Origin of the sequence: Alkalihalophilus lindianensis (genome assembly GCF_032843265.1) — a bacterium.
Classification (GTDB): Bacteria; Bacillota; Bacilli; order Bacillales; family Bacillaceae_D; genus Alkalihalophilus; species Alkalihalophilus lindianensis.
Genome location: NZ_JAWJBA010000007.1, coordinates 92,672 through 111,649 on the forward strand (window position 1 = coordinate 92,672; position 18,978 = coordinate 111,649).

At 40.4% G+C, this 18,978-nt stretch carries 15 protein-coding genes and 1 pseudogene; 14 read left to right on the forward strand and 2 right to left on the reverse strand.

Going from position 1 to position 18,978, the window contains the following annotated elements; translation table 11 throughout:
- Window positions 1-269 precede the first annotated feature (269 nt).
- Together RYX56_RS17830 and RYX56_RS17835 are read left to right on the forward strand one after the other, a co-directional pair.
- On the forward strand, window positions 270-2,249 hold the full coding sequence (locus tag RYX56_RS17830) for a sensor domain-containing protein (protein ID WP_317123396.1): 1,980 nt from the start codon (window positions 270-272) through the stop codon (window positions 2,247-2,249).
- Between the two features lie 68 nt (window positions 2,250-2,317).
- Window positions 2,318-3,520: an aminotransferase-like domain-containing protein gene (locus tag RYX56_RS17835; RefSeq protein WP_317123397.1), complete on the forward strand. Its 1,203-nt coding sequence runs from the start codon at window positions 2,318-2,320 to the stop codon at window positions 3,518-3,520.
- 49 nt (window positions 3,521-3,569) lie between these two features.
- On the opposite strand, the gene RYX56_RS17840 is transcribed toward RYX56_RS17835, so the two are convergent.
- Window positions 3,570-4,949, reverse strand: coding sequence for a sodium-dependent transporter (locus RYX56_RS17840; RefSeq protein WP_317123398.1), 1,380 nt, complete (start codon window positions 4,947-4,949; stop codon window positions 3,570-3,572).
- A 230-nt stretch (window positions 4,950-5,179) separates the two neighbouring features.
- Here RYX56_RS17840 and RYX56_RS17845 point away from each other — a divergent pair.
- The 12 genes and pseudogenes from RYX56_RS17845 (at window position 5,180) to RYX56_RS17900 (ending at window position 17,828) form a co-directional block, all read left to right on the forward strand.
- Window positions 5,180-6,633, forward strand: a pseudogene (locus RYX56_RS17845) (SulP family inorganic anion transporter).
- Between the two features lie 17 nt (window positions 6,634-6,650).
- Complete coding sequence (locus RYX56_RS17850) at window positions 6,651-7,049, forward strand: universal stress protein (protein WP_317123399.1); 399 nt, start codon at window positions 6,651-6,653, stop codon at window positions 7,047-7,049.
- Window positions 7,050-7,365: 316 nt separating this feature from the next.
- A complete protein-coding gene (locus RYX56_RS17855) occupies window positions 7,366-8,511 on the forward strand; it encodes an acyl-CoA dehydrogenase (protein ID WP_317123400.1) in 1,146 nt (381 codons plus the stop codon).
- A gap of 40 nt (window positions 8,512-8,551) precedes the next feature.
- Window positions 8,552-10,198 carry an AMP-binding protein gene (locus RYX56_RS17860; RefSeq protein WP_317123401.1) on the forward strand — a complete coding sequence of 549 codons (1,647 nt, stop codon included), beginning with the start codon at window positions 8,552-8,554 and terminating at the stop codon, window positions 10,196-10,198.
- A gap of 80 nt (window positions 10,199-10,278) precedes the next feature.
- Complete coding sequence (locus RYX56_RS17865; RefSeq protein ID WP_317123402.1) at window positions 10,279-11,640, forward strand: acetyl-CoA carboxylase biotin carboxylase subunit; 1,362 nt, start codon at window positions 10,279-10,281, stop codon at window positions 11,638-11,640.
- Complete coding sequence (locus tag RYX56_RS17870) at window positions 11,637-11,849, forward strand: acetyl-CoA carboxylase biotin carboxyl carrier protein subunit (protein WP_317123403.1); 213 nt, start codon at window positions 11,637-11,639, stop codon at window positions 11,847-11,849. Before RYX56_RS17865 ends, RYX56_RS17870 begins: the two co-directional genes overlap by 4 nt.
- Before the next feature lie 63 nt (window positions 11,850-11,912).
- On the forward strand, window positions 11,913-12,830 hold the full coding sequence (locus RYX56_RS17875) for a hydroxymethylglutaryl-CoA lyase (RefSeq protein ID WP_317123404.1): 918 nt from the start codon (window positions 11,913-11,915) through the stop codon (window positions 12,828-12,830).
- Complete coding sequence (locus RYX56_RS17880; protein WP_317123405.1) at window positions 12,830-13,612, forward strand: enoyl-CoA hydratase; 783 nt, start codon at window positions 12,830-12,832, stop codon at window positions 13,610-13,612. The genes RYX56_RS17875 and RYX56_RS17880 overlap by 1 nt, the downstream gene beginning before the upstream one ends.
- 11 nt (window positions 13,613-13,623) lie before the next feature.
- A complete protein-coding gene (locus RYX56_RS17885; RefSeq protein WP_317123406.1) occupies window positions 13,624-15,153 on the forward strand; it encodes an acyl-CoA carboxylase subunit beta in 1,530 nt (509 codons plus the stop codon).
- 66 nt (window positions 15,154-15,219) lie between these two features.
- Window positions 15,220-17,169 (forward strand): AMP-binding protein, encoded by a 1,950-nt coding sequence (locus tag RYX56_RS17890; protein ID WP_317123407.1) that lies wholly within the window; start codon window positions 15,220-15,222, stop codon window positions 17,167-17,169.
- Window positions 17,170-17,313: 144 nt separating this feature from the next.
- Window positions 17,314-17,517: an alpha/beta-type small acid-soluble spore protein gene (locus tag RYX56_RS17895; protein ID WP_012957684.1), complete on the forward strand. Its 204-nt coding sequence runs from the start codon at window positions 17,314-17,316 to the stop codon at window positions 17,515-17,517.
- A 74-nt stretch (window positions 17,518-17,591) separates the two neighbouring features.
- Window positions 17,592-17,828 (forward strand): hypothetical protein, encoded by a 237-nt coding sequence (locus tag RYX56_RS17900; RefSeq protein WP_317123408.1) that lies wholly within the window; start codon window positions 17,592-17,594, stop codon window positions 17,826-17,828.
- 44 nt (window positions 17,829-17,872) lie between these two features.
- Here the strand turns inward: RYX56_RS17900 and RYX56_RS17905 are convergent, their stop codons facing one another.
- A complete protein-coding gene (locus RYX56_RS17905) occupies window positions 17,873-18,973 on the reverse strand; it encodes an ABC transporter ATP-binding protein (RefSeq protein ID WP_317123409.1) in 1,101 nt (366 codons plus the stop codon).
- Between the last annotated feature and the right edge of the window lie 5 nt (window positions 18,974-18,978).

Consider the following 18,978-nt stretch of genomic DNA (forward strand, 5'->3'; position numbering starts at 1 on the left):
TCAAAATGAAAGCTTTTCATTCCCTATGGGTAGGATACCCCTTCCTCAAAACACGATAAGGACGAAGCTAGTGGTTAGGTGGGGGAGGAATGTGCCTTTTCGTAACAAAGAAGGCAGGAGCATCGTTCGCTTTAGCTAATATGGTTCTTAATACTCCCTCTTATGTAAATACTTGTACTAATTGTAAAAGAAAAGCCTTGCTGCATGGTATAATAGGATTAGATTGGTGAGTAAGAACAGAATAGAAGTGATGTAAGGAGGGATGAAAGATGGAAAGTGAAAAGGGGGAGAAGTGGTCTCCTATATTTCAGGTGTGTACAGACCTCAATTTGTCGGTTGCAATTGTCTCTGATGAAAATAAAATCATTTCTTATAATGACTGCACAAAAAAGTTGTTGGTTCATCCGATGAAGCAGTTAAAAACGGTCCTACATCAGCTTGCTGAGTCACCAAACCAAGTGACCAAGCAAGAACTAACATTACAAGGACAAGCTTTCATAGTCTATAAAAACCAGCTAAAAGAAATAAAAGGATATTCCTATCTCTTGCTTTATCCTGCTGATAATCGTTTAGAGTTAATGAGTGAAATTGAGCAACAGTTAGAGCAAATTGTAAATACGAGATTTGAAGGCACCTTAATTCATGATCTTGGTAAAATTATCGACGTTGATGAAAGATCAGCAACATTGTTTGGTTATAAGCGTCAAGAATTGATTCATTTATCCGTCTTTGAACTAATTTCCCCTGAAGAATGGACTAAAGCTCAAGATGCAATTGTTAATAGAAAACAAGAGCCCTTTGAATTGAAAGGTTTACATAAAAACGGTTCGACCATCTATGTCGAGGTTCAAGGTCGTCCTTACCCCTATAAGAAAAAAGAAGTTCGCCTTGTTGCACTACGGGATATCACAGAGCGTAAGCAACAAGAAGATAGAATTACCTACTTAGCTTATCATGATGAAGTGACAGGACTAATGAATCGTCGAGCATTTCAAGAAAAGGTAACAAGACAACTTAGTGAGCTTAAGAGTGAAGAGTCTGTTGTTGTAGCGACAATAGGTTTGAATCGTTTGAAAACGGTAAATGACGCAATGGGGATTGAAGCAGGTAATCGGTTAGTAAAGGAAGTAAGTGAGATTCTGAAGCAAAAGTGTGCCCCGAATCTTCTTGTAGCTCGCTTAGATGGGGATGAATTTATTATAGCTTTTACGACTAAAATAGAGGAAGAGTCTATCCTTTCAATGGTTGAAGAGATCCTGCATTGCTTTGATGAACCTCTGCAATTAGATGAGTTTTATTTCCATGTTCATCTTTGTGCGGGAATTAGTATGTCTAATCAGGTCACCATGGATGTGAATGAGTTAATTAGACAAGCGGAAGTTGCCCTACATACGATTAAAGATTCTACGCATGGATCTATTCAAGTGTATGAAAAGGAAATGAGCACAGGTTCCATTCGTGAGATGATTATTGAAAACGAGCTACGGCATGCGGTATCGAAGCAAGAATTTTCATTGGCTTTTCACCCACAGGCCTGCTTGGCTACTGGACAGTTATCCGGTGTCGAAGCCTTGTTACGCTGGAATAGTTCTGCACTTGGCCAAGTATCCCCTTTGGAATTTATTGGAGTTGCAGAGAGAACCGGCTTAATTATTCCTATTGGAAAATGGGTAATTGAACAAGCGTGTCACTATGCTGCAAACCTTGCAAAAGAATTAAATCGACCAGTTCGCATGGGGGTAAATTTATCACCAGTTCAATTTGTCCAACCTAATCTAGTAGAAATCATCACAAAAGCCCTTTCTGATGCTACACTTAATCCATCATTTTTAGAGCTAGAAATAACCGAGTCCGTGGCGATGGAAGATGAGCAACAGGTGATGGAAAAGCTGATTGCCCTTCGAGAATTAGGGGTTGCCGTTTCGGTTGATGACTTTGGTACAGGCTACTCGTCGTTGCAGTATTTAAGTCAATATCCCATTGATAAATTAAAAATAGATAAGTCGTTTTTAAGGGTTCAAACGAAAACCAATCAAACGATTATCAAATCTATTGTTTCAATGGGGCATAACATGGGGATGAAAGTGATTGCTGAAGGGGTGGAAACCTTTGATGATGTCGCCCTCCTGCAACGATTAGAGTGTGATGAAATGCAAGGATTTGTCTGGACAAAACCACTTCCATTTGCAGATTTATTGACAAAATTAAAAGGTGCAGAAGCTTTCCCACTACAAACAGCGAGAAATTGATTGACATTTCTAATAAATCAGATACTATTGAACTATTATCCAAATATAAAATGTTAGAGGTGTCACAGATGAAATACGCGTTTGCAAAGAGAGTCCGTCATCTACAATCATCAGCCATTCGTGATATTTTAAAGGTCGTAGGAAGAGGAGATATCATTTCATTTGCAGGTGGTTTACCTGATGATGAGCTCTTCCCGATCGAAGGAATTGAGGAGGCATTTGGTCGTGTTTTTGACAGTGGTAAAAAATCACTTCAATATATGGAAACAGAAGGGTACTTACCATTGCGTGAAGTCATTTTAGAAAGAATGCGTAGAAAAGGAATAACGGATTTCTCTGCGGACAATGTTATGCTAACCACAGGCTCCCAACAGGCGATTGATTTATTTTCGCGTGTGATGCTAAATCCAGGGGATGTCATTTTAACAGAAGATCCAACTTATCTCGCTGCTCTTCAAGTATTTAAATCGTATGAAGCAAAAGTCGTTGCAGTCGCTTCAGATGACCACGGGATGCTACCTGATGACTTAGAAGCGAAGATGAAACAATATAAGCCAAAAGCGATCTATGTGGTACCAACCTTCTCAAATCCAGCAGGAAGAGTATGGTCGTTAGAGAGAAGACAACAATTACTGACACAAGCAGAACGAGGGAATGTGATCATTTTAGAAGATGATCCGTACGGTGATATTCAATTCCGTCAAGATGAAACCTATACTCCTCTTGCAGCACTAGATAATGGAACGCAAGTATTGTATACGAGTACTTTCTCAAAAACGGCAGTTCCGGCTCTTCGTACAGGGTGGATTGCTGGTCCATTCCAAGTGATTCGAATGATGGCTCAAGCTAAGCAAGCGAATGATCTTCATTCTAATTCACTCTCTCAACAAGCCCTTTATCAGTTATGCGTGAATTTTGATTTAGATGCTCATATCCAAGGGTTAATTAAAGTGTATGAGAGTCGAATGAACGTCATGGTAAACTGCATTGAAAGAGCAAATATTGATCAATTGCGCTTTGTTAAGCCAAAAGGTGGCATGTTCCTTTGGCTTGAATTAGCTCCGGAGATCAATACAACGGGTTTATTAACAGAAGCAGTAGAAGCAGGTGTAGCTTACGTACCAGGCGAACCGTTCTATGCAGATGTCGCTCAAAAAAATACGATGCGTTTAAATTATACGCATGCTACGCCTGAGAAAATTGAAAAAGGCATGGGCTTATTACTAGAGTTATTAAAAGAAAAGAGTAAAAGCCCTCATATTTATTCCTAACAACTAAGAAAAAGCGTGTGAGCTGGATAGCTCACACGCTTTTGTTTACTTATCGGAAGAGATTTAGAATCATATCTAGTAGCCCAACCGAGCTAAGGAAAATAATGAAGATAGCAACTGGTGCGAAATAGCGAAGCAAGAATAACCACGCATTTCCTAACCACGTATCACCAAAGTCTGAGTCAGCAAGAGCATCCGCTTTCTTAAAGCCCCAACCCATGAATAAGGCAATCATTAAACCGCCTAGTGGCAAAAAGATATTTGAAGCAATAAAGTCAATGGAATCAAGGATGTCACGACCACCAATTATCGAAATATCAGAGAGGATACCTTGACCTAATGACGACGGAATTCCTAGTGCAAAAATAATTAAACCAATAATAATTGCAGCTTTTTGACGTGACCACTGGAAGCGACGGATGAAATAAGCAACGGCAACTTCAAGTAACGAAACAGCTGAAGATAGCGCAGCGGCTACCAGTAAGAAGAAGAACAATAATCCGAATAACCAACCCATCGAGATACTATCGAACACATCAGGCATAATCATAAAGACAAGACCAGGGCCAGAAGAAGGTTCGATTCCAAAAGCAAATACGGCGGGGAAGATCATGATCCCTGCAACAATCGCAAATAATGTATCTAAACCAGCGACACTTGCTGCTGCTCCAGGTAGGCGTTCTTTATTTGACAAATAACTACCATACGTAATAAGGGCCCCCATACCAAGACTTAAGGAGAAGAATGCTTGACCTAGTGCAGCTAAGTAAATGTTAGGATCTGCTAGTGCACTCCAATCAGGGCTAAATAAGAATGCTAGCCCTTCTCTTGCTCCACCTAGTGTTAATCCATAAGCTGAAAGACCGATTAATAAGATACCTAATAATGGCATTAAGATTTTGTTTGAACGCTCAATTCCTTTTTTAACTCCAATAAAGACGATTGCTATAGTGGCTGCCATAAATAAGAACTGCCATAATAGCGGATGATAAGGATTCGTAATGAAGTCTACAAAAAAACCTTCATATCCACCTTCTGGAGGGCTCCAAAGGTTTCCTGTTAAGTAATTAACGAAATAGTAAGAAATCCAACCAGCGATGACCCCATAAAAGGAAAGAATCATGAATGCTGCTCCGACACCTAATAAACCAGCAATCATCCAAGGCTTTCCTGGTGCTAGTTTCTCAAAAGAACCTACTGCATCACTTTTTGCCTTACGTCCAATTGTGAACTCTGCCATAACAATTGGAATACCAATTAATAAAATACAAGCTAAGTAAATAAGTAAAAAGGCTGCTCCACCATTCTCTCCGGTTACATAAGAAAAGCGCCATACATTACCTAGCCCCACTGCAGAACCCATCGCAGCTAAAATAAATCCTAGCCTTGAGCCCCATTGCTCACGACCTACATTTTCCTTTAGTGACACAACGTATTCCCCCTTTAATACAATAAAATAATTTCGTGAACTTACTATAGCATAAAAGTTTAAATGTGAATAGGGAATTTTCTGACTTTTTAGGTATTTCTCATACAAATGCTTCATAAAGAGATCTCTGTTAGTAAAAAGTAACGAATCTTTGATTAGAATACTATTTTCAAACTGATAAATAAAATGGCTGTATTAATAAATACTATACATATAAAGGAGGGAGTACGGTGGATGAAAGTAGCTATAAAGGATCATGGCAAGGAAATATAAAAGGAGATATTTTATCAGGAGTTGTAGTAGCCCTTGCTTTAATCCCTGAAGCGATTGCATTTTCAATTATCGCGGGTGTAGATCCGATGGTAGGTCTCTATGCATCGTTTGTTATGGCAGTAGTGATTGCCTTTGTTGGAGGAAGGCCAGGAATGATCTCCGCTGCTACAGGGGCGATGGCGCTTGTCATTGTGTCATTAGTTGCTGACCATGGTCTATACTATTTACTTGCCGCCACGATATTAACTGGTGTTTTGCAAATTCTTTTTGGAGTATTTAAACTTGCGCGATATATGAGGTTTATTCCACGATCCGTTATGGTAGGATTTGTTAACGCGCTAGCCATCCTCATCTTCATGTCTCAACTCGAATATTTTATCGGAGAGCGTCCAATGATTTATGGAGTCGTCATCTTAACATTGCTTATTATTTACCTGTTTCCTTTCATTTCAAAAGTCGTCCCTTCCACACTTGTAGCAATAGTTGTAGTAACTTCAGTAGTTGTGTTGGTAAATATGCAAACGTGGACAGTTGGAGATATGGGGGGCCATCCCTGAGACACTCCCGACATTTCTATTTCCCAATGTTCCTTTTAATATGGAAACATTAATGATTATTCTCCCTTATTCTTTAGCTTTGGCTACTGTAGGATTAATTGAATCATTTTTAACAGCGTCTATTGTCGATGATATGACCGATACAGAAAGCGAGAAGAATATTGAGAGTAGAGGTCAAGGTATAGCCAATATAGCGGTCGGGCTTTTCGGTGGGATGGCAGGGTGTGCAATGATAGGCCAATCAGTCATTAATGTGAAATCAGGAGGATCAGGTCGATTATCAACACTAGTAGCGGGTCTCTTTTTGATGTTTTTAATTGTGGTGTTAGGAGATGTAGTCGTCCAAATTCCAATGGCTGTGTTAGCAGGTGTTATGATTATGGTCTCGATTAGTACATTTGATTGGAATTCCCTTAAAACAATTCATATCGTCCCAAGAACGGATGCTGTAGTAATGATTGTTACCGTATTAACAGTTGTCATTACTCATAATTTAGCGATAGGTGTGTTTGCAGGTATTCTGTTAAGTGCCATTTTCTTCGTATCAAAAATATCCAATGTGAAAGTAGAAAGTTCATTTCATCCCGAACATAACATAAGAATGTATAAACTAGATGGACAACTCTTTTTTGCATCAGTTACGGATCTCATTAATAAGTTTGATTATAAAGAAACCGTTGAAGATGTCATTATCGATCTGTCTCGAGCTCACATTTGGTGATTCTGCAGTGGCTGCAATTGATAAGATCGTATATAAATTTAAAGAAAATGGAGTAAACGTTAATATTAAAGGACTAAATGAAGATAGCTCAGAACTTGTGAATAAACTAGCCAATAAATTAGGTGGACATTAAACCTTGAAGGTGAATGAATGTACAAAAGAATTTTATTAGCATATGATGGTTCCAAATATTCAAAGCGAGCTGGGGAACATGCGTTAAATATTGCTCAATGCAATAGGGATTCGATGATTGAATTTGTGTATGTTGTAGATGGAAACAAAGCAAAACATGATGTATTAAGCAATTGGAATTCACTAAGTGTCGATCAAAAGCGTAAAGAGTTATTAATTGGGGTCACAAAAGAGGCGGAAGAGTTAGGAATAAACTATACCATTAAAATATTACATGATGAATCCGGCCCTGCTATTATTAAACATGCAAATGAACAAGGTTTTGACATTGTAATTGTTGGAAGTCGTGGCTTAGATGGCATTCAAGAGCTTGTATTAGGCAGTGTTAGTCACAAGGTAGCTAAACGAGCGAAATGACCTGTATTAATAGTAAAATGAGTACGACTTTTTTTAAAACCAACAAACTTTTGTTTGTTGGTTTAATTAATGGGAGAAAGGATCTAAAAGTCATAATAACGGCAATAACATTCAGAAAAATTTGAATTAAACATACATTATCTGTATAATAAAGAGGGTCGAGAATTTCATTAAGGAAAGGAGTGCAACTCAAAAACTAACTAGTCAGTATAAAAAACGACATATTTTTTGAATGCGCTTTCATTAAATGCTTTATTTACTTAAAATCTGAACAACCGCTCAGAATTAAATGGAGAACGATTAGGGAGGAAATGCGATGAACTTTGATTTAACGAAAGAACAAAAAATGATCCGTGATATGGTAAGAGATTTTGCTCAAAATGAAATTGCTCCTGGAGCTGAAGAAAGAGATGCAAGTGCTGAGTTTCCAGAAGACATATTTAAAAAGATGGGTGAGCTAGGGTTGTTAGGGATCCCTTTCCCAGAACAATATGGAGGCTCTGGCGGGGATACCGTTTCATATGCATTAGCTGTAGAAGAAATAGGTCGTGCTTGTGGGGGAACAGGGTTAAGTTATGCAGCTGCTGTTTCGCTAGGAGCAAGTCCACTTTACTACTTTGGCACAGAAGAACAAAAACAAACATACTTAACACCATTAGCATCGGGTGAGACTCTTGGTTCATTTGGTTTAACGGAACCAAATGCAGGCTCTGATGCTGGTGGCACACAAACAAAAGCTGTACTTGATGGCGATGAATATGTGATTAATGGAGAAAAATGCTGGATTACGAATGCGAGCTTTGCAAAAACGGTAATCGTAACAGCAGTCACAGGTAAGGACGAAAAAGGTAAAAACATCATTTCGGCGCTTATTGTACCTACAGACACTCCAGGATTCACGATTAATAGTAATTATGAAAAAATGGGTGTTCGTGCATCCAATACTTGTGAGCTCGTTTTAGAGGATGTTCGTGTACCAAAGGAGAATCTATTAGGTGACCCACAAGGAGGGTTTAAACAATTCCTTTACACATTAGACGGAGGAAGAATTTCTATTGCTGCTCTTGGTGTAGGGATTGCTCAAGCTGCTTTTGAACGCGCGCTCGCTTACTCAAAAGAACGTAAGCAATTTGGAAAAACGATTTCTAGCTTCCAAGCGATTCAATTCAAGTTAGCGGATATGGCGATGGAAATTGAGCTTGCTCGTAACATGGTGATGAAGGCAGCTTGGTTAAAAGATCAAAATCGTTCGTTTGGTAAAGAAGCTGCGTTTGCGAAACTTTATGCATCTGAAACTGCGACTCGCACATCAAATCAAGCGATTCAAATCCATGGTGGGTACGGCTATATGCGCGAATATGAAGTAGAGCGTATGTTACGTGATGCTAAACTGCTTGAAATCGGTGAAGGAACATCTGAGATTCAACGACTAGTTATTTCAAGACAACTAGGCTGCCGTTAAAAGAGATGGTAGTTCCACTTAAATGATAAGGGGGATTAAGATGTCAGATATTCAAGTGCCTATTGGAAAGCTATTAGAAGATGTAGCGAAGAGACAACCAAAGAAAGAAGCCGTTGTTTACTCAGATCGAAATTTGAGGTATACGTATGAAGAATTTGATTTAGAATGTCGCAAGGCTGCCAAAGGATTGATGGCTCTTGGTATTGAACGCGGAGAACATGTGGCAATATGGTCGACCAATAAACCTGAATGGCTAACAAGTCAATTTGCAACAGGAAAGATGGGCGCTGTATTAGTTACTGTTAACACGAATTACCGAACATCTGAGCTTGAATACTTACTTAAGCAATCTGATGCAACAACCCTTATTTTAATGGATCAATTCCGCGATGCTTCTTATGTGGAGATGTTGTATGAAATCGTTCCTGAATTAAAGGGAGCCCCTCGTGGAAACTTACAATCTAGTAAACTACCTAAGTTGAAAAATGTCATTTTTCTTGGGGATGAAGCTTATCCTGGGATGTACTCATGGAGCGAATTAATGAAGCTTGGAGAGACGGTTAGCGAAGAAGAGCTAGATGCGAGAATGGATAGTCTTGATAAAGATGATGTGATTAATATGCAATACACATCCGGAACCACAGGCTTCCCTAAAGGGGTTATGCTGACACATCATAATTTAGCCAATAACGCTGTGAATATTGCTGGTTGCATGAATTTAACGAATGAAGACAGACTTTGTATTCCTGTTCCTTTTTTCCACTGCTTTGGCTGCGTCCTTGGAACTCTTGCTTGTGTTTCTGTTGGAGCGACGATGGTGCCAGTGGAGGAGTTCAATCCAAAAGCGGTGCTAGAAGCTGTTTCAAAAGAGAAGTGTACAGGACTTCATGGTGTGCCGACGATGTTTATCAGTGAACTAAATGACCCTGAGTTTGATCAATATGACCTATCAAGCTTGCGTACAGGCATTATGGCTGGCTCAAATTGTCCTATTGAAGTAATGAAAGCTGTAGTTGAAAAAATGGGAGCAAATGAAATTACGATTGCCTATGGCCAAACGGAATCATCCCCTGTTATTACTCAAACCCGGGTGGACGACCCACTTATGTTACGAGTGGAATCAGTTGGGCGTGCTTTGCCGAATGTAGAAGTGAAAATTATTGAACCTGGTTCGAATGATGAAGTACCAAGAGGTGTACAAGGTGAACTATGTACAAGAGGCTATCACGTAATGAAGGGCTATTATAAAAATCCAGAAGCTACAAAAGCTGCGATCTCAGAAGACGGCTGGTTACATACTGGTGATCTTGCAGTGATGGATGAAAATGGATATTGCCGAATTACAGGTCGACTAAAAGATATGATCATACGCGGTGGTGAGAATATTTACCCTCGTGAGATAGAAGAATTTTTATATCAGCATCCAAAAGTATTAGACGTACAAGTCGTAGGGATTCCAGATAAGAAATACGGTGAAGAAGTGTCTGCTTGGATTAAATTAAAAGAAGGAGAATCGACAACAGTTGACGAATTACGTAAGGACTGCATGGGTAAAATTGCAGCTTATAAGATTCCACGCTACATTGCTTTTGTAGATGAGTATCCAATGACTGCTTCTGGTAAGATTCAAAAATTTAAATTAAGACAACAAGCAGAAGAAACATTTAGCCGTGTAACCAATGAATAGTATTGTAAGCGTTATCAAAATTAGTCGGATGATGTCGAATTAATTTCGGCATTCATCTGACCTCCTTAAGAGGTGAGAGGATGTTTACGAAAGTATTAATTGCAAACCGAGGCGAAATTGCAGCTAGAGTCATCAGAACATGTCAACGTATGGGAATTAAGACAGTTGCTATTTACTCTGAAGCAGATGAGCATGCTCTTCATGTAAAGCTAGCTGATGAAGCTTATTTAGTAGGGAAGCCGCGTGTAAATGAAAGTTATCTACAAGTAGATAAGATTATGGAAATAGCAAAAGAAAGTGGTGCTGAGGCGATCCATCCTGGTTATGGACTTCTATCCGAGAACAGCGCCTTTGCCAAACGTTGTGTCGAAGAAGGCCTTGCTTTTATTGGTCCATCTCCGGAAGTCATCGCTAAAATGGGCAGTAAAATTGAAGCGAGAAAAGCAATGGAAGCTGCTGGAGTTCCAGTAGTGCCAGGGATTGAACATGCACTGAAGGATGTCGATGAAGCTGCTGAAGTAGCCGAACGTATTGGGTACCCGGTGATGTTAAAAGCATCAGCAGGTGGTGGTGGAATTGGCATGCAAATTGTTCACAATGAAGAAGAATGTAGGAAAGCTTTTGCTGGAAATCAAACAAGAGCGCAATCTTTCTTTGGGGATGGAGCGATGTTTGTTGAAAAATACATCGAAAATCCGCGTCACATTGAAATCCAAGTATTAGCTGACCAACAAGGCAACACTGTTTATATTTGGGAGCGGGATTGTTCTGTGCAACGTCGTCATCAAAAAGTAGTAGAAGAAGCACCCTCTCCATTTTTAGATGAAGCGACACGTAAGAAAATGGGTGAAATGGCTGTTACTGCAGCTAAAGCAATCGGTTATGCAAATGCTGGTACGATTGAATGTTTGGTAGATGAGAATAAAGAGTTTTATTTCTTAGAAATGAATACAAGACTTCAAGTGGAGCATCCAGTGACTGAGGAAATCTCTGGTCTTGATCTAGTTGAGTGGCAGCTAAGAATTGCTGCTGGGGAAACACTTGGTTTCACGCAAGAGGAAATAAAGCTTGAGGGGCATGCGATAGAGGTTCGTATTTACGCAGAAGACCCAAAAACATTTTTCCCATCACCAGGAACGATCACAGACATCAACTTGCCAGAAGCACCATACATTCGTCATGAATGTCCGGTGAGCGCTGGTTCAGCTGTCACACCATTTTATGATCCAATGATTGCAAAGCTTGTCGTCTCAGCTCCTACAAGAGACGAGGCAATTGAACGATTAGTGGCAGCGCTTGAGGAATACACAATTGAAGGCATTAAAACTAATATTCCAATGTTAAAAGAAGTAATAGCTCACCCTGTATTTAAACGAGGTGAAGCGACGACTGCTTTTGTTGCAGAAAATTTACAACCAGCCCAAGGAGGAAAACGATCATGATGAAAGTAACAACAAATATGGCAGGGAATGTATGGAAGATGTTAGTGAAAGAAGGGGACCAAGTAGAAGAAGGTCAAGATGTAGCTATTTTAGAATCAATGAAGATGGAGATCCCTGTTGCAGCTGAAGTTTCAGGAACAGTGAAAGTGATTCACAAGCCTGAAGGGGAATTTGTAGATGAAGGTGAGGTTCTACTCGAGCTTGAATAATAAATGAATGAGCAAGCTGAAGTGACCTTAACACTTCAGCTTGCCCTATGAAGGAGGATTTTGGTGCTACAAGAAAAAGTATTGATACGTGAAGTTGGACCAAGAGATGGTCTGCAAAATGAAAAACAGATGATCTCAACCAAGGATAAAGTTGCCTGGATTAATCAATTATCCCAAACAGGTCTTTCTTATATTGAAGTTACTTCATTTGTACACCCAAAGTGGATTCCTGCTTTAGCTGATTCCCTTGATGTAGTCAAGCAAATAAACAGGCAGCCTGGCGTGACCTATGCCGCTCTTGTACCGAATCAACGAGGTCTTGAGAGCGCATTAGAAGCTAATATTGATGAAGTGTCCGTTTTTATGTCTGCGAGCGATACGCATAACAAAAAGAATATCAACAAATCAATGGATGAGACGTTCCCGGTGCTTGCATCGGTTGTGAGTGATGCGAAGGGTGCAGGAAAGTCAGTTAGAGGGTATATATCAACTGTATTTGGATGCCCATATGAAGGTCATGTTTCCATTGATCGTGTAGTACATACAGCAGAAAAATTAATGGAAATGGGCATTGATGAACTATCCTTAGGAGATACAATCGGTGTTGCAACCCCAAATCAAATAGAAGAAGTAATTAAAGCTTTAACTCATACCATTCCTATCGATAAATTAGCTCTGCACGTACACGATACGAGAGGAACGGCACTTGCCAATGTCTATCAGGCGTATCAACTAGGTGTTCGTCGTTTTGATGGAGCGGTAGCTGGACTTGGTGGTTGTCCCTATGCGCCAGGTGCTGCTGGAAATGTAGCAACAGAAGACATGATCTATCTTTTTAATGGACTAGGTGTGGACACAGATGTATCTCTTAACCAACTATTAGATAGTGCAGAATTCATTCATCAAAAGGTAGGGAGAGCACTTCCTAGTCATAATTTACAAGCACGATTAGCAAGTGGTTCTTGTAAGGAGGAAGTGTAATGGATGCAAATGTATTAATAGAAAAAAACGAGCATGGTATAGCTCTAATTACATTAAATCGTTCTGAAGCAGCCAATGCTCTCTCTGTTCACATGTTAAAGCAGCTGCATTCCACACTTGATGAGCTCGTTTTTGATGAAGAGGTTCGAGTGGTACTATTCACAAATGCAGGAGAGAAGGTATTTTGTGCAGGAGCCGATCTAAAAGAGCGAGCGACAATGAATCCAATAGAAGTAAAGGAAACTGTTACCTTGATCCGCACGTTAATGGATAAAGTCGAAGCTCTCCCTCAACCAACAATTGCTGCAATGAATGGAGGAGCTTTTGGGGGCGGACTTGAGCTCGCTCTTAGTTGTGATATTCGTTTTGCGAAAAGTGGTGCCAGCTATGGCTTAACAGAAACGGCTTTAGCCATTATTCCAGGAGCTGGTGGCACACAGCGTCTGCCGAGGCTAATTGGACTTGGAAAAGCAAAGGAATTGATTTTTAGTGCTGCGAGGGTGGAGGCTGATGAGGCTCTGGCCATTGGACTTGTCGAACGAGTCTTACCCGAAGATCAACTTTTGCAACAATCTTATGCCCTTGCAGATAAGATTGCTTCAAATGGGCCGATTGCAATTAAACAAGCGAAGCGTGCGATTCAGGTTGGCATGCAAGTAGATCTTGCATCAGGACTTGAAATTGAAAAGCTAGCTTATGAGCAAACGATTCCAACAAAGGACCGACTAGAGGGGTTACAAGCTTTTAAAGAAAAGCGTAAACCGAACTACAAAGGAGAATAGGAGGCGTTCGCATGTCATTTGAAGAGGTATTACAAGAGCGAGTAGAGGAAATCAAAAAAGGTGGAGCTGAGAAATACCACGCAAGCAATGCAGAAAAAGGTAAGTTATTTGTACGAGAACGCTTAGAGCAATTATTTGACGAGGGTGTTGAACTAGAAGATGGCTTGTTTGCCAATTGCCAAGCAGATGGATTACCTGCTGACGGTGTCGTAACAGTGATTGGGAAAGTTCACGGTCAAACCGTTTGTGTGATGGCCAATGATTCAACTATTAAAGCAGGTTCTTGGGGAGCAAGAACGGTTGAGAAGATTATCCGCATTCAGGAAACGGCTGAAAAATTAAACGTTCCTATGCTTTATCTTGTTGATTCTGCCGGTGCACGTATCACGGACCAAGTTGAAATGTTCCCAGGACGTAGAGGAGCAGGACGCATTTTTTACAATCAAGTTAAACTATCTGGACGTGTTCCGCAAATCTGTCTATTATTCGGACCATCTGCAGCAGGTGGGGCTTACATTCCAGCATTTTGTGACATTGTTGTCATGGTGGACGGGAACGCATCGATGTACCTTGGCTCTCCACGAATGGCTGAAATGGTTATTGGCGAAAAAGTATCACTTGAGGAAATGGGTGGTGCGAAGATGCATTGCTCGGTTTCAGGATGTGGAGATGTGCTAGCGAAAACGGAGAAAGAAGCGATTTCAATGGCACGTGAATACTTATCATACTTTCCTGCAAACTACGGCGAATTGCCTCCTGAGAAGGTTTCAGCTGAGCCGAAACAATTTGAAAAAAGCATTGATGAGATCATTCCTCAAAACCAAAATGCCCCATTTAATATGCATGACTTGATTGAGAGAGTGATCGATGAAGGATCATTCTTTGAAATTAAAAAGCTTTTCGCACCAGAGCTGATTACAGGACTTGCTCGTATGGATGGTAAGCCAGTTGGAATTATTGCTAACCAACCGCGGGCTAAAGGCGGGGTCTTGTTCCATGATTCAGCCGATAAAGCAGCGAAGTTTATCAATTTATGTGACGCTTATCATATTCCGCTTGTCTTCTTAGCAGACATTCCTGGCTTTATGATCGGTACAAAAGTAGAAAGAGCAGGAATCATTCGTCATGGGGCTAAAATGATTTCTGCGATGTCAGAAGCTACTGTTCCTAAAATCTCCATCATCGTTAGAAAAGCTTATGGTGCTGGTCTTTACGCAATGGCTGGTCCTGCATTTGAACCGGATTGTTGTCTGGCATTGCCGAATGCACAAATAGCTGTTATGGGGCCAGAAGCAGCAGTGAACGCTGTTTATGCTAAGAAAATCTCTGAGCTTCCTGAAGAAGAGCGAGCAGCATTCGTAGAAGAAAAACGAAAAGAATATAAAGAGAATATTGACGTTTATCGATTGGCTTCAGAAATGGTCATTGATGGCATTGTCCAAGGTAATGATTTGCGTAAGGAATTAGTAACTCGTCTTGAAGCTTATCGTACAAAAGAATTAGATTTCACTCACCGCAAGCATCCAGTTTACCCAGTATAAACAATCCATTTAAACGGGCACAGTGAATCTATGTGTCCGTTTTTCAAAAAGTGAGGGGGATATAAGATGAGTAAGACTGTATGGCATCCCACATCAGAATATATAGAGAAAACCCGTCTTTATCAGTGGATGAAAAAACTAGGACATTCAGATTATGATTCTTTTTTCAATAAAACGATTGAGGATGTTTCCTGGTTTTGGTCTGAAGCAGAAAAAGAATTAGATATTCCTTGGTACCAGCCTTATACGAAAACTTTGAATGATGCTAATGGAATTGAGTGGCCTGTTTGGTTTGAAAATGGATCCCTAAATGCTGCTCATCTATCGATCGGTAAGTGGGCGGAAGACTCTAATATGGTTGAGAAGAAGGCACTTATATGGGAAGGGGAAGACGGAAAGACGCGGACCTTTACTTTTTCAGACATGCAAGAAGAAATGGACCGAGTGGCAGCAGGATTGCGAAAGATTGGCTTGAGGAAGGGCGATGTAGTTGGAATCTATATGCCGATGCTTCCTGAAACCGTTATTGCGATGATGGCCATTTCAAAAATGGGGGCTGTGTTTGCTCCTGTTTTCTCAGGGTACGGTGCCGAAGCTGTCGCAACTAGACTGAACGCGGGCGAGGCAAAAGTATTGATCACAGCAGATGGGTTTATGAGACGAGGTAGGGCTGTGATGATGAAAGAAGAGGCCGACCGTGCAGCAGAGCTTTCGCCTTCCGTGGAAAAAGTCGTAGTAGTGAGAAGGCTGAAGGCCAATATTGAATGGAATGAAACAAGAGATGTAGATTGGCAAGATATGCGTAACTCTGAGAGTTATGAAGAGACAGAGGAAATGGATAGCCAAGATGCGCTCATGCTCTTATATACATCCGGAACCACAGGGAAGCCAAAAGGGGCTGTGCATACACATAGTGGCTTTCCAATTAAAGCGGCCTTTGATGCTGGGATAGGGATGGATGTAAAAAAAGAAGATGTCCTTTTTTGGTATACAGATATGGGCTGGATGATGGGGCCCTTCCTCGTATATGGCGGTCTCGTCAATGGGGCGACAATTTTGTTATATGAGGGAACACCAGATTTCCCTAAGACTGATCGGATTTGGGAGCTTGTTGCTAAGCATAAAGTTACTCATTTAGGTATCTCACCAACATTAATTCGTTCTTTAATGGGACAAGATGAAGAGAATATCGATCAACACTCTTTGGAAACTTTACGAGTGATTGGTTCAACCGGTGAGCCGTGGAACCCTGAGCCATGGATGTGGTTATTTGAACGTGTTGGGCAGAAAAAGATCCCGATTTTTAACTATTCGGGTGGAACAGAAATAGCAGGAGGCATTCTTGGAAATGTGTTAGTGCGTCCGATTGGTCCTATAACCTTTAATTCTCCTCTACCAGGAATGGCGGCTAATGTATATGATCCAAATGGCAAGCCGGTTACGAATGAGGTTGGTGAACTAGTTATTACAAAACCTTGGGTTGGAATGACAAAAGGCTTTTGGGGCGATCCGGAACGTTACTTGAATGCGTATTGGAATCGCTTTGACCAAACATGGGTTCATGGCGATTGGGTCATTAAAGACAGTGAAGGCCAATGGACAATTACAGGTCGTTCCGATGATATTTTAAATGTTGCAGGTAAGCGTTTGGGGCCTGCCGAAGTGGAATCGGTGTTAGTTGCACATGAGGCAGTAAAAGAAGCAGGGACAATCGGTATACCTGATGAAGTGAAAGGGGAAGCAGCTATTTGCTTTGTTGTACTTCAACAACATTTGTCTGAGTCTGACTCTCTTAAACATGAGCTTTTAATGCTTGTATCAGAAAAACTTGGAAAAGCATTAAAACCGAAAGATCTTTATTTTGTGAGTGATCTTCCTAAAACACGTAATGCGAAAGTGATGCGTCGTGCCATCAAAACAGCTTATCTTGGACTGGAGGCAGGCGATCTATCAGCTCTAGAAAACCCACAAGTGCTAAGGGAAATTGAGAAATTAAAAGAAAACGTGAAGAAATAGGAGAAAAACGGATGAGACATCGTGTCTTATCCGTTTTTCATTTTACATTCCAATTTACCGCTAATTACCAAAAAAATAATTAAAATACTGTACATAAGTCAATTGAAAAAAACCAAACTATGAGTACACAAGGAGGTGAGAAACATGGCTAACAACAACAGCTCAAATCAACTTGTAGTACCTGGCGTACAACAAGCACTTGATCAAATGAAATATGAAATCGCTTCTGAATTTGGTGTACAACTAGGACCAGACGCTACAGCTCGCGCTAACGGATCTGTAGGTGGTGAAATCACTAAACGTCTAGTTCAAATGGCTGAACAACAAATGGGTGGGTACCAAAAATAATCAAATATAATGGCTTACAAGAGGTGAGTTCGCTCACCTCTTCTTTATTTACTAGAGAATGGGAGGTTAAAAGGATGGCGATGTGTCCTGCTTGTAATGGATTAATCTCATCTATGCGAGCATGCGATGGGTGTGGTCAGTCTTTGAAAATCTATGGACGCATTTATGATTACCAAGATGACTACAGTGCATACGAAGAATATGATTTAACAAATGAGACGAAAAGCCCAACTCAAGAGAATGGATGCCCGCATTATGTAGGCTGTGAGGCGTGTAAGTCCTCATATATCTATATCTTTATGGAATCATAAAAAAGCGACTTACCACTGAGATGGTAAAGTCGCTTTTGATTGGATTAATTACGAATGCGTAGTTCTGTTTCTGGGTCAAAGAAGTGCACTTTGTTCATATCGAATGCTAAATCAAGGGATTGGCCGCCCGCGATGTCTGTACGTGAATCGATACGTGCAACAAAGTTTTGACCATGTAGTGAAGAATAAAGCACCGTTTCTGCCCCAGTTAACTCTGCTAAATCAATATCCACTGTAATTTTCGTTTCAGGTGAAGATTCAATGAATAATAACTCGTCATGAATATCCTCAGGACGAATTCCAAGGATGATTTCTTTATCTATATAACCTTTCTCGCGTAAAGTAGAGAGCTTACCAGCTGGAACTTTGATTGATACATCTCCAACTTTAAATGTATCCCCATCAATTCTGCCACTAATAAAGTTCATAGAAGGAGAACCGATGAAACCACCAACAAAGACATTCTCAGGGTTGTCATAAACTTCTTTAGGTGAACCAACTTGTTGAATAAAGCCGTCTTTCATAATGACGATACGAGAGGCCATTGTCATTGCTTCTGTTTGGTCATGTGTAACATAAATTGTCGTTGTTTGAAGACGCTTGTGAAGCTTTGTTATCTCAGCGCGCATTTGAACACGTAATTTTGCATCAAGGTTAGATAATGGTTCATCCATTAAGAATACTTGTGGGTCACGAACAATTGCACGGCCGAGGGCTACACGTTGTCGTTGTCCACCAGACATGGCTTTAGGCTTACGATCAAGCATTTCTTCAAGTCCTAAGATCTTTGCAGCATCACGAACACGACGGTCAATTTCATCTTTTTTAAATTTGCGAAGTTTTAATCCAAATGCCATATTTTCATAAACGTTCATATGTGGATAAAGAGCGTAGTTTTGGAAAACCATCGCAATGTCGCGATCTTTTGGTGCAACATCATTTACACGGCGATCACCGATATATAGATCTCCTTTTGAAATATCCTCAAGTCCTGCAATCATTCGTAAAGTGGTTGATTTACCGCAACCAGACGGACCAACGAATACGATAAATTCTTTGTCTTTAATATCAAGGTTAAAATCGGTAACAGCTGTTACATCACCATCATATATTTTATAAATGTTTTTCAAGTGGATATCTGCCATTTTAA

What these genes read in the sequence shown, in the direction of transcription:
- RYX56_RS17850 (WP_317123399.1), top strand. Translation starts at nt 6,651, where the DNA reads ATGTACAAAAGAATTTTATTAGCATATGATGGTTCCAAATATTCAAAG.
- RYX56_RS17885 (WP_317123406.1), top strand. Translation starts at nt 13,624, where the DNA reads ATGTCATTTGAAGAGGTATTACAAGAGCGAGTAGAGGAAATCAAAAAA.
- RYX56_RS17860 (WP_317123401.1), top strand. Translation starts at nt 8,552, where the DNA reads ATGTCAGATATTCAAGTGCCTATTGGAAAGCTATTAGAAGATGTAGCG.
- RYX56_RS17895 (WP_012957684.1), top strand. Translation starts at nt 17,314, where the DNA reads ATGGCTAACAACAACAGCTCAAATCAACTTGTAGTACCTGGCGTACAA.
- RYX56_RS17865 (WP_317123402.1), top strand. Translation starts at nt 10,279, where the DNA reads ATGTTTACGAAAGTATTAATTGCAAACCGAGGCGAAATTGCAGCTAGA.
- RYX56_RS17835 (WP_317123397.1), top strand. Translation starts at nt 2,318, where the DNA reads ATGAAATACGCGTTTGCAAAGAGAGTCCGTCATCTACAATCATCAGCC.
- RYX56_RS17890 (WP_317123407.1), top strand. Translation starts at nt 15,220, where the DNA reads ATGAGTAAGACTGTATGGCATCCCACATCAGAATATATAGAGAAAACC.
- RYX56_RS17905 (WP_317123409.1), bottom strand. Translation starts at nt 18,973, where the DNA reads ATGGCAGATATCCACTTGAAAAACATTTATAAAATATATGATGGTGAT.
- RYX56_RS17830 (WP_317123396.1), top strand. Translation starts at nt 270, where the DNA reads ATGGAAAGTGAAAAGGGGGAGAAGTGGTCTCCTATATTTCAGGTGTGT.
- RYX56_RS17900 (WP_317123408.1), top strand. Translation starts at nt 17,592, where the DNA reads ATGGCGATGTGTCCTGCTTGTAATGGATTAATCTCATCTATGCGAGCA.
- RYX56_RS17880 (WP_317123405.1), top strand. Translation starts at nt 12,830, where the DNA reads ATGGATGCAAATGTATTAATAGAAAAAAACGAGCATGGTATAGCTCTA.
- RYX56_RS17870 (WP_317123403.1), top strand. Translation starts at nt 11,637, where the DNA reads ATGATGAAAGTAACAACAAATATGGCAGGGAATGTATGGAAGATGTTA.
- RYX56_RS17855 (WP_317123400.1), top strand. Translation starts at nt 7,366, where the DNA reads ATGAACTTTGATTTAACGAAAGAACAAAAAATGATCCGTGATATGGTA.